Consider the following 10,687-nt stretch of genomic DNA (forward strand, 5'->3'; position numbering starts at 1 on the left):
GAATATATCGAGGCCTGGTACAACCCGCATCGGCGTCACTCGACACTCGACATGCTCAGCCCCGTGCAGTACGAACAGACACACGCCACCCCCGAAGCGGCGTGACACACCGGAACCGTCCGGAAAACCGGAGCAAGCTCAAGGTCTTCGCGAAGCTCATCGCGAACGGTAACCCGAAGCTGGAGCAGAACCAGCGCATCCGGCTCACTCAGGGCCGCCAGCTCGACAAGGGCAACGCTAATCCCGGCAACCTGGGCAATGACTTCCGGTATTTCAGCCTGGACCTGTGGGCGGACTTGAAGACCAGATGGCCGGCGCGAGCGGGGAAGTGGAACAGCAACCTCCTTGACCTTAACCACGCCGGCAACGCGCTGGCCCACTCCGAGAGCGGCAAGATCCAGTCCCTGACGCTAACCCTGGCCACTGTGGCGAAATGGCGCAGCTCACTGGACGGTTTGACTGAGAAGATGGACCATGTAGTCGGAGAGCACCTGTGTGACCTGTTCACGATCACCGACCCATGGCAGCAGATAGGAGGCACGCCGTGAAGACTCTTCCGCACGTTGGCGATGTGGTCGCCTTCAACTTCGGTGGCCCTATCGTGCGCGCCCGCGTGATCGAGACCTACACGTCAGCGATCGGCCCTCGTATCACTGTGGAGGTTCCCGCTGAGCCCGACCCTGAGGTCGAGTCCACAACGTTCAGCCTCAAGCTCGACGACCTCGAACCCGTCGCCGCGTAGCCTAGCGACAGCACTGGCAGCGCCACAGTTCGTCTAGCCAGCCCCAGAGGGCCGGCGCTTCTTGGTACCAGGCGCCTGCGGCTCAAGCGGATTCCACTGTGCACTCACTGATCCAGTGAGCGAGAACGCTAAAGGTGGCAAGGTACTCCAGGCCTTCCTGCTCTGACCATGACGCCTCGTCGTGAGCAGCGATGTTCCGAATCGCGAGGAAAGCGCCCGCTCCGAGGTACTTCGCCCCTTCCTGTCGGGCGTGCCAGATCGGAGTATCACGGTCGCCTGCGAAGCGCAGCCGCGGTTTGCCCGCAACAGGGTCCTTCGGCTCGAATGATTGGAGACAGAGGTCAGTCTCGCCAATGTCATGGCGGTCGAGCTTCTGCTGGAGACGGCGGTTCACTGTGCGGGCACCAGCAAGGATGGCGTCTTGACGCGCCTCCGCAGCCCACAGGGGAGCGGCCGGCTCCCATACCCACGGATGCAGCCGGTCAGCTGGCAGCGTGGGTGCATCCGGTGCCAAGCGTGCTGCCCACTCGTCCATGTTGGCCAGGATGCCAAGGCCGCGGTGTACCTCGTTCCGCGCCATCGCTGCACCCGCCATCCGATCGATGTCGATCTTCTCAGCGAGCTGCGGATCAAGTCGTTCAAGAATCTGCTTAACCGTGGGCTCGGCCCGATGCAGCTCCTCGTAGAGCGCCCGGTCGCCGATGTAATCGCCTGGCCTCCGGTTAGCGTCATAACGCATCGTGAGGTTGTCGAACGCCTTAAGCTGCTGTCGCATCCAATCACGGTCCATAGCTGCATCCTAAGACGCAGTGCGGACAGCCATGGCCCGTCTCGGTTCAGGCCGGTCCACGCAGCCCAGACTGCTGTCCTTGGCTCACGGCGCGACAGAGAAAATGCCCTCTCGACGCTAACAAAATTCAGTCAATTAAATTCATGCGATACTTGGGGCAGAGCGCCGGAGAGTTCCGTCAATGCAGCGTAACAGGGTAGCGGAGCATTGTTTGTAGGGTTACTCCGTCGTGTGCCCATTGGTGGAGTCGGTCGCGGTCAATGAGGTGGATGCCGAATTTTGCTGCTTGGATTCGTGCGTCGCGGGTGAAGCCGCCGTTGGTGACGATGATTGCTTCGTCGGCGCGGTGGACTGGTCGTGCTGTGCCGTTGACTTCGTAGATTATTCGGACGGGTACTCGTGCTGCGGTGGTGGTGTGTTTGCATTGGGCGACGAAGATCCGTCCGGTTTGGTCTTGTCCGAGGACGTCGGCGACTTGGTCGCCGCGTTGTCCGACGTGCCGGGCGTTGATCCCGTCGCGGATCATCAGGTCGCGGACCGCGTGTTCGAACCCGGTCGGGTCGAGCGTATCGAGCTGTGCCAGTGCCAGACGAACGCCCGTTAACCGATGCCGATCCGCACGAGCCAGAGCGCTCCTACGCGCGCGTCGTGCCGTGACGACGAGTCCTGCGCAGCCAAGCCCGACCGGGACAACGATGAGCGCGATAGCTGGTAGTGCGGACATCGCCGCGTGGGCTCCCTGCCGCAGCGCCGCGGAAAGGATCACACCGACGACTGCCGCCGCTACCCACTCGCCTGTACCGCGGGGTTTGCGAGGCGTGATCAGTGAGCGGCGTCGTCTGCTCACCGTGGGGTAGAGGACGTCGATGCTGACACACTCGGCTTTGGTGCTGGTTGCGCACTGCTGTTGGTGGCTGAGTGCGAGATGAGCCACGCCAGTACGACCACCACAGCGACGATGGTCCAGCCGCTCAGCTTCGTTTTGCGCTTGCCCTTGCTTACCCAGTGACCACGCCGGTAGTACTTCCCCTGCGGCATTGCGTACCTCTTGCTCCACCATGGCCCGTGGTTATTACGAGCTCTTACTTTCATCTGTAGCAGGTCGTACAGACACGAACTGGCCCGCTGCGCTGCTGCGCGCCCCTGGGTGCATCGAGATCCCTCGTCGCCACCGTAAGCGCGCGAAAACCCAGCACGGCTGCGGAACTAAGTCAATCAGACTTCTGAGGCCGGCAGCGCCAGGCCTGGGACTACTCTGACTCTGTATCGGCTGTCTGTAGAACCCTGAGTGCGGAGGGCGCGGGATCGTGGAACGGGTCTGGCTGGATGTTCCGTATGCGCAGAAGGATCAAGCCAAGTCCTTCGGTGCACGCTGGGATTCTGCTGCCAAGCGCTGGTATGCGCCGCGGCCGGACATGCGGGAACTTGAGCCCTGGAGCGCGCAGCCGCCGGTGCCTGATTTGCTGCCTGGCGAGGATCGAGCCTTCGGGGCGGGACTGTTCGTCGACTTGGTGCCCAGTAGTTGTTGGTTCACCAACGTCCGCTCGTGTGTCGACCAACGCGACTGGGAGCGGCTGCGACGCATGATCGTGACACGGGCAGGTAACCAGTGCGAGGCATGTGGACAGGGTGAGGATCGCTCTGTCGGTCGTTGGCTTGAGGCCCACGAACGCTGGGAGTATCAACAGGCCACACGAGTTCAGGCGCTTCGTCGGCTGGTCTGCCTGTGTACGTGGTGTCACGGCGCGACGCACTTCGGTTTGGCGCAGATCAAGGGGACTGACGGCGCAGCACGCAATCACCTACGCATGATCACGGGCATGGATGAACGGGCATTAGAACAGCATGTGAGCGAGGCGTTCGCCATCTGGGAACACCGTAACCACACCAACTGGACACTGGACCTCACTATCCTGACCAGCGCAGGACTACGCATAACGCCCCCACCGTCAGCAACCGACCGACCGGACATCGCCCAACGCACACTCGAAGACGACGAATGAAAGTACTTTCGTCCCTGACACTTGGATGTGCTCAATCCTCGTGCCCCGTCTCAGTTCAGGCAGGATCGCGCAGTAGGCTCGTACTGCCGTAGAGGCACTTTGTACGTATCGATGCAGGTCATGCAGTTATTGCCGTACCACGAACGCCGGATAGCGGAGCTTTTAATCCGTAGGTTGTGGGTTCGAGTCCCACGCGCCCACGAGCATCTGCTGTGTGACCTGCGGTTTCTCCCGCTTCCGCGGCCGTGGTGGAGTCCGTAGGCGACATTCGAGGCAACACGGAACGCCGTGTCGATCGCAATCCTGGTGGTCTGGTCAGTGTCGGGGTAGAGGTGGCCGTAGGCGTCCATGGTTTCGGCGGCGCTGGCGTGCCCGAGCCGCACCTGCGGCACCTTCTCGTGCACGTTTTGGCCGATGAGCAGGGACGCGTAGGTGTGCCGCAGCCGGTGGAACGTGACGTCCCGCGGCACCCCGTACGCCCAGGTGCGGGCGCGATTTCACTCCCGGCGCCGCCAGTTGTTCTGGTTCAGTACCGCGTCGGTCGGGTGGTGAACAGTAGTCCCGCGGGCCCGAGCGAGTACTGCGAGAGGTGTCGCAGTAGTTCGGTGATCGCGAGGGTGGGCAGTGGCAGGGTGCGTATTCCGGCTTTGCTCTTGGGCGGGGTGAACACCGGGGTCGTGGCGTTGCGTTCGAGTTGCCGGTCCACGGTGGCGGTGTGCGCGTGCCAGTTGATGTGGTCGAGGGTGAGGCCGGCGATCTCGGACCAGCGCATCCCGGTGCACGCGGCCAGGATCACCATCGCGCGGTAGCGCGGGCGGACGGCCGCGGCCATCGCCATCACCTGCCCCGGGGCGAGCGGGCGTAGCTCGGCCTTGGTGGCGGCGCGCAGCTCGATGCGGCGGCACGGGGTGCGGGCGATCAGTTCGTCGTCGAGGGCGAGGGCGATGATGGCTTGAACACGGCGCGGTAGATCTGCCGGACCGTGTTGGCTGCCAGGCCCTTCGCGCTGAGGGTGTTGATCCAGTCTTGGACATCGGCGCGGGTGATCGCGCCGACGGGAGTGTGGGCGAAGGCGGGCAGAACGTGGTTGCGCAGGGTGCTCTCGTAGAAGATGACGGTGCTCTTGCGCTTGGTGGCCGCCTTGACCGCCAGCCACCGCGCCGCGACGGCACCGAACGTCGTCGGCGCGTCCCCGGGGCCGTGGCGCAGCCGGTCCCGGTCCAGGGCCAGCCGCGTGTCGAACTCCGCCGCGTCGCTGCTGTCGCGGAAGGACCTTGAACGCTGCCGCCCGCCCGGGTCGCGCCAGTGCACCCGGTAGCTGCAACGCGGTCGGCCGGTTGGGCCGGGCTTGAGGGGAATCGTCACCACAGACATGCGAACCTCCCGATCAACGACACCTCCCATGACGAGGTGTTTCGTTGACCGTGGGCATCGATCGCGGGACGGTGCAACCGGGCGCACCCATCCAGACGACGAACCCGACCCTGGTGGGCCGTTCATCCGACGGCTGCTCGGGTACCCTGGCCTGCGCGGATGAAATTTCCGGCAGGAACAGGATCCTGCTGGTTAATTCGTTGTTGCAGCGTGGAGCCGTATCAGTCGGCTGCTATGTGTGCGGTCGAGTGGCTGGTGGGTGAAGTAGGCGTCAAGCCTGGTGATGTTGATCGCGGTGGCGCCGAGGTAGTATTCGAGCTGGACTTTCTTGCGTCCGCGGTAGCGGGCTTTGCGCAGGCCGATGCTGTTCGCTACTTGGTTCGTGGTGCCTTCGATGCCGGCCCGGCGTTGGTAGAGGTGTCGTATTCCAGGATGCTGATTTTGTCGGGGCGTTCGGGGCGTGGGGCAGGTCGGGGATCGCGCCGTCGCTGTTGATGCTGGTCATGGTCTTGCAGTTTGTGGAGTGGCTCACGGATCGGCAGGCTGCGGTCGTGGTGGCGGGGCGGATCGACTGGAAATACGCCCTGAGCCTCGAATGAGACGATCCTGGTTTTGATGACAGTGTTCTGGTGGAGTTTCGGGCCCGGTTGGTTGGCAGCGATCTGGCTCGGCTCGCGTTCGACCGGCTGCTGGAGCGCTGCCGGGAGTTGGGTCTGGTCAAGGGCGGGGGCAAGCAGCGCACCGATTCGACGCACGTGATCGGCGCGGTGCGTGATCTGAACACGATGGGGCTGGCCGGCGAGGCGGTGCGGGCGCTGGTCGAAGCGCTGGCCACGGTCGCCCTGCACTTCCTGGCCGAGACGGTGGACCTCGAGCAATGGACCACGTGGTACGGCCCGCCGGTCTCGGCCTGGAGCCTGCTGCGCACGCGGCCGAGCGCGACGCGCTCACTTTCCAGTACGGCCGCGACGGGCGGACGCTGTTGGGCGCGATTTACGCGCAGCGTGGCGAGTTCGCCTGGCTGCGCGAGCTGCCACAGGTGGCGGTGCTGTGCACGGTGCTGCGCCAGATGTTCCTGGTGGAAACCGACACCCGAGGGCGGGAGGTGATGCGGCGGCGCGACGCGAACAAGGATGGAGTGCTGCCGTCCCAAGGGTGCCTGGCCAGCCCGTACGACCCAGATGCCCGGTGGGCCGCGAAGGGCAAGGAGCTGTTCTGGCTCGGGTACAAGCTGCACCTGACCGAGACCTGCGACGGTGTGGCCGACCAGGCGGAGCAATCCGGGCCGCACGTCCCGAACCTGATCACCAACGTGCACACCACCGACGCCACCGTGCCCGACAACGCCGCGACCGTCCCGGTCCACCAGGACCTCGCCGGCCGGGACCTGGCTGCGGACAGGCACTACCTGGACTCGGGCTACCCCAGCGTGCCGAACATGCTCGCCGCGAGCATGGCATCACAATGATCACCGTGCTGCTGGGCGACAGCTCCCGGCAGACCAAGACAAGCAACGGCTACAGCCGCGACGGCTTCACCATCGACTACGACACCCACACCGCCACCTGCTCGCAGGGACAGACCTCGGCGCACTGGAACCCGCGGGTTCACGACGGCGTCGAGAAGATCTACATCGCCTTCCCGCAGCGCGCTTATTGGACCTGCGACGCTCAGCCCGCGTACACCAGCAGCAAGATCCGCCGCCGCGGGATCACTGTCTACCCCCGCGAGATTCACGAACAGCAACAGGCTGCCCGCAGCGCCCAGAGCTCGAAGGGTTGGCGCGCAGACTACCAGCGCCGCGCCGGCATCGAGGGGACGATGAACCAAGCAGCGAACACGGTCGGCCTGCGCAAAGCAAAATACTGCGGCATCAAGAAAGTCGAACTCGAACACTACATCGCCGCCACCGCAATAAATGTGATCCGCCTCGACTCCTACCTCTGCCTCACTGACCAGCCCATCAGCCGCGGCCATACCGGCCGACTACTCAGGCTGCACACCACCCTCACGAATTAACCAGCAGTATCTGGCAGTGTCGACTTCCGCGCTGCCACGCAACAGAACTCTGCTCTACCAAACCATCGCCGCCACCATGGCGGCTCATCGAGGACGAGAAAGTCGAGTGAGAGCCGGGGGCGATTCCACTCGGCGACCGGCCATCTTCACTGGGCGGCCAGAGCGGGGTCTGCGCGTCTGCGCCATTGACAGTGCTTGTTGCTGGGTGTTACATCCGCGTTGCGGATTTGTTATATCAGGCAACATTGATCACCTGTCGTGCAGCGCCGGTCCGACAGGCATCTGGAGGCATCGTGCACGTGTCCCCCGTGTCCCATGCATCTCGCACACCGCACGGTGTATCGAGGCGGCGCGCCTCGCGTACCTTCATCCTGGCGCTGGCTCTCGCCACTGTCTCAGCGGGCTTATTCTCCTCGTCCGGCGTCGCGCCCGCCTCTGCGGCGTCCGCGTCCTGTCCGTGGATTGGCTCCACTGCCCCCGTCTACCAGCGGGTCGAAGCGGTGATGGCGAACATGACGCTGACCGAGGAGGAGGGTCTGGTGTACGGCGGCGCCGGCAGCTATGTGGGCAATACCGGAGCCATACCCTCTTTGTGCATCCCCTCGATCAATCTCCAGGATGGGCCCCTGGGCGTGGGCGACCAGCTCCAGGGGGTGACTCAGCTGCCTGGGGCGGTGGCGGCCGCGTCCACCTGGGATCCCGGTCTGGAGCAGCAGTACGGGGCGGTGGTCGGCTCGGAGTCCCTCGGGAAGGGGGTCAACGTCGAGCTGGGGCCGACCATCAACATTGTGCGGGATCCCCGCTGGGGGCGGGCCTTTGAGGCCTTCAGCGAAGACCCCTACCTGTCGGGCCAGATGGGAGCGGCGTACATCCAGGGGTTGCAGAGCCAGGGCAGCATCATGGACCAGGTGAAGCACTACGACGTCTACAACCAGGAGACCAGCCGCAACGGTTCCAACGACGACGACGTGGTGACGCAAAGGGCTATGCAGGAGATCTACATGCCCGGCTTCCAGGCAGCGGTGAACGCCGGGGCGGACTCCGTCATGTGCGCCTACAGCCAGCCCAACGCTTCACCAGCCTGCCAGCAGGCCTACCAACTGGGCGACCTCAACAACCAGTTCGGTTTCCAGGGTTTCGTTACCTCCGACTGGGGAGGGACCCACAGCACGGCCCAGTCCATCGAGGCCGGTGAGAACATGGACATGTCCGGGTCGGCAGGGTGCTGTAAAGACAGCTACTTCGGCTCGGGCCTTGTCACAGCTCTCTCCAACGGCGCGGTGCCGAGGAACTACCTCGACGACGCGGTCGCGCGCATCCTCACCGAGATGTTCGCGTCAGGGGTCATGGACAGCGGCAACACCGGAAACATCAACAACACGGTGACCACCTCGGCCCATGTCGCCACCGCTCTTCAGGTGGCTGAAGAGGGCACCGTGCTCTTGAAGAACGCCGGCAGCCTCCTGCCTCTCAGCGCCGGCTCGGTGGGCTCGATCGCGGTCATCGGCACCAACGCCAACCCGTCGGTGTCCGACCAGAACTGCGTGTACGGCCAGCCGGCGAACAACTACCCCTACTCGGGCGGGGGCAGCGCCTGTGTCAACGCGTCGGCGGTGCCGCAGACCCCGCTGGCCGCCATCCGGGCGGCGGCGCCGGGGGTGACGGTCACCTACAACGACGGCTCCACCGCTTCCAGCGCGGTGGCGGCGGCGCAAGCCGCCAACGTGGCCATCGTCTTCGGCGGTTACGACGAGACCGAGGGTTCGGACATCAGCAGCATCGACCTCGGCAGTACCGAGGACACCCTGATCAGCGATGTGGCTGCGGCAAACCCCCGGACCATCGTGGTGCTCAACGCGGGTTCCGCCGTGACCATGCCGTGGTTGTCCTCGGTGGCCGGGGTTTTCGACGCGTGGTACCCCGGCCAGGAGGACGGCCCAGCGCTCGCCAACATCCTGTTCGGCAGCGTCGACCCCTCCGGTCACCTGCCGGTCACCTTCCCCACCAGCCTGTCCCAGGTGCCGGCGTCCACCAGCCAGCAGTGGCCCGGTTCCGGTGGTCAGGTCGCCTACAACGAGGGCATCGACGTCGGCTACCGGTGGTACCAGTCGCAGGGCCTGACGCCTCTGTTCCCCTTCGGCTACGGCCTGTCCTACACCACTTTTGCGTTTTCCAACCTCTCGGTCACCGGGTTCAACGCTGCCGGGCAGGCGTCGGTCAGCGCCACGGTGACTAACACCGGAAGTGTGGCCGGGGCCGACGTGGCCCAGCTGTATATCGGTGACCCCTCGACCACCGGTGAGCCGCCCTGGCAGATGAAGGCGTTCCAGCGGGTCAGCCTCAACCCTGGAGCATCGACCACGATCACCTTCAGCGTCCCGGTCAAGGACCTCACCTACTGGGCGGGTCCGGGGGCGAACCTCTTCCCCTCGGCGTGGTCAGGCCCCGACCCTGACGGGGGCGGGTGGACGGCACCGGCGGGCACCTATGCCGTGGGCGTGGGAGACTCGTCCGCCAACCTGCCGCTCACCGGGTCCCTCAGCTTGGCCAGCGCGATTGGTCCCGACACCGTCACCCTCACCAGCCCGGGCAACCAGTCCACCGCCGTCGGTGCCGCCGTCAACCTCCAGCTCAGCGCGTCGGACTCGGCCTCGGGCCAGATCTTGACCTACACCGCCACTGGGCTGCCCGCGGGTCTGTACCTGAATCCGTCCACCGGCGCCATCACGGGGACGGCTCTGTACCAGGAAAGCAACGTGATCACGGTGACCGCTACCGACTCGTACGGGTACCAGAACTCTGTCTCCTTCCCATGGGTCGTCGGTGGCTCGGCCGCCAGCTGCGGTGCCTCGGGCACGGGGGAGTCCCAGCTCGACGAGTCGGGCTTCACCGCCGGCTTCAACAGCAGCACCGCCTCCCCAGCCCAGAACGCGATCACCAATGCCGTCAACGACACCAGCGTGACCTCCTTCCAAAGCAGGCGAAGCCAGGCGGCGGGCCAGACATACACGGTCAACATGGGCTCGGCACACACCTTCAACGAGATCGAGATGGCCTCGCCCGAGGTGACCCAGGACTACGCCGGCCCGTATCAAGTACAGGTGTCGAGCAACGGGAGTTCGTGGACGACGGTGGCCACGTGCCAGGGCATAGGGACGCCCGATATCGCCGGCTTCCCGTCGCAGACGGCGCAGTACGTGCGAGTCGTGCTGATGGGCTCCAACGGTCTCGGGAGCGTGCCATGGGCGTTCGACCAGTTCTTGGTCATGACGTAGGCGCCAACACCGACTTCATCAGCTCTTACGACCTCGTGCATGGTAGGCCGTGAGACGCCAGGCTCTTGATACTGGGCCGCGGCCGCATGGTGTGGGGCCGTGATGCGTGCGGCGATCATCAGCAATCGAAGGATCACGGGACTGTCGGTGGATGTGCTCGCTGAGCTCGTCGCCGAGGTGAGTCCGCTGTGGAAGGCGCAGCACCAGGCCACGCTCGCCGCTCGGCCGCGCAAGCGGTCGGGCGGCGCGGGCGCGAAGCACCGGTTGGTGTTCGTCGACCGGCTGTCGGCCACTCTCGTGCACCTGCGCCACGGGGTCACGCATGCGTGCTGGCCTGCTGGTTCGAGGTGGACCGCTCCACCATTACCCGGGCCGTGGGTGAGATTCGTCCGCTGCTGGCCGAGCGGGGATGTACCGTCAGCCCCGGGGTGCGTCTGCGGACGCTGGCCGAGGTAGTCGAGGTAGTCAAGCATCTTGGCGCCAC

At 65.0% G+C, this 10,687-nt stretch carries 13 protein-coding genes and 1 pseudogene; 8 read left to right on the forward strand and 6 right to left on the reverse strand.

Annotation, left to right across the window (positions count from 1 at the left end):
• The 3 genes from VGS97_RS29890 to VGS97_RS29055 all read left to right on the forward strand — a co-directional run.
• Positions 1-105 (forward strand): IS3 family transposase (locus tag VGS97_RS29890; protein ID WP_414641874.1); only part of this gene is annotated, 105 nt, incomplete at its 5' end.
• A complete protein-coding gene (locus tag VGS97_RS29050) occupies positions 102-548 on the forward strand; it encodes a hypothetical protein (RefSeq protein WP_326856885.1) in 447 nt (148 codons plus the stop codon). The genes VGS97_RS29890 and VGS97_RS29050, both read left to right, overlap by 4 nt.
• Positions 545-742, forward strand: a complete 198-nt coding sequence (locus tag VGS97_RS29055; RefSeq protein ID WP_326856886.1) for a hypothetical protein — start codon at positions 545-547, stop codon at positions 740-742. Before VGS97_RS29050 ends, VGS97_RS29055 begins: the two co-directional genes overlap by 4 nt.
• Positions 743-824: 82 nt before the next feature.
• Here VGS97_RS29055 and VGS97_RS29060 read toward each other — a convergent pair whose 3' ends face one another.
• Positions 825-1,532 (reverse strand): TIGR02391 family protein, encoded by a 708-nt coding sequence (locus VGS97_RS29060; protein ID WP_326856887.1) that lies wholly within the window; start codon positions 1,530-1,532, stop codon positions 825-827.
• 178 nt (positions 1,533-1,710) lie between these two features.
• Positions 1,711-2,592, reverse strand: coding sequence for a restriction endonuclease (locus VGS97_RS29065; RefSeq protein ID WP_326856888.1), 882 nt, complete (start codon positions 2,590-2,592; stop codon positions 1,711-1,713).
• Between the two features lie 247 nt (positions 2,593-2,839).
• Here VGS97_RS29065 and VGS97_RS29070 point away from each other — a divergent pair, with 247 nt between their 5' ends.
• Positions 2,840-3,535, forward strand: a complete 696-nt coding sequence (locus VGS97_RS29070; protein WP_326856889.1) for a DUF5710 domain-containing protein — start codon at positions 2,840-2,842, stop codon at positions 3,533-3,535.
• 526 nt (positions 3,536-4,061) lie between these two features.
• On the opposite strand, the gene VGS97_RS29075 is transcribed toward VGS97_RS29070, so the two are convergent.
• The 4 genes from VGS97_RS29075 to VGS97_RS29085 all read right to left on the reverse strand — a co-directional run bounded on the left by VGS97_RS29075 (position 4,062) and on the right by VGS97_RS29085 (position 5,787).
• Positions 4,062-4,367: a tyrosine-type recombinase/integrase gene (locus tag VGS97_RS29075; RefSeq protein ID WP_326856891.1), complete on the reverse strand. Its 306-nt coding sequence runs from the start codon at positions 4,365-4,367 to the stop codon at positions 4,062-4,064.
• An 86-nt stretch (positions 4,368-4,453) separates the two neighbouring features.
• On the reverse strand, positions 4,454-4,909 hold the full coding sequence (locus tag VGS97_RS29080; protein ID WP_326856892.1) for an N-terminal phage integrase SAM-like domain-containing protein: 456 nt from the start codon (positions 4,907-4,909) through the stop codon (positions 4,454-4,456).
• Between the two features lie 192 nt (positions 4,910-5,101).
• Complete coding sequence (locus tag VGS97_RS29895) at positions 5,102-5,335, reverse strand: transposase (RefSeq protein ID WP_414641879.1); 234 nt, start codon at positions 5,333-5,335, stop codon at positions 5,102-5,104.
• Positions 5,281-5,787 (reverse strand): hypothetical protein, encoded by a 507-nt coding sequence (locus VGS97_RS29085; RefSeq protein ID WP_326856893.1) that lies wholly within the window; start codon positions 5,785-5,787, stop codon positions 5,281-5,283. Before VGS97_RS29085 ends, VGS97_RS29895 begins: the two co-directional genes overlap by 55 nt.
• Here VGS97_RS29085 and VGS97_RS29090 point away from each other — a divergent pair.
• The 4 genes and pseudogenes from VGS97_RS29090 to VGS97_RS29735 all read left to right on the forward strand — a co-directional run.
• Positions 5,787-6,377, forward strand: a complete 591-nt coding sequence (locus VGS97_RS29090) for a hypothetical protein (protein ID WP_326856894.1) — start codon at positions 5,787-5,789, stop codon at positions 6,375-6,377. The two genes, VGS97_RS29085 and VGS97_RS29090, sit on opposite strands and share 1 nt — an antisense overlap.
• On the forward strand, positions 6,374-6,928 hold the full coding sequence (locus VGS97_RS29095; protein WP_326856895.1) for a transposase: 555 nt from the start codon (positions 6,374-6,376) through the stop codon (positions 6,926-6,928). Before VGS97_RS29090 ends, VGS97_RS29095 begins: the two co-directional genes overlap by 4 nt.
• A 512-nt stretch (positions 6,929-7,440) precedes the next feature.
• Positions 7,441-10,203, forward strand: a complete 2,763-nt coding sequence (locus VGS97_RS29100; RefSeq protein WP_326856896.1) for a glycoside hydrolase family 3 C-terminal domain-containing protein — start codon at positions 7,441-7,443, stop codon at positions 10,201-10,203.
• 102 nt (positions 10,204-10,305) lie between these two features.
• Positions 10,306-10,687 (forward strand): annotated as a pseudogene (locus VGS97_RS29735) (helix-turn-helix domain-containing protein); the annotation flags it as partial.

Source organism: Actinocrinis sp. (genome assembly GCF_035946395.1).
GTDB lineage: Bacteria > Actinomycetota > Actinomycetes > Streptomycetales > Catenulisporaceae > Actinocrinis.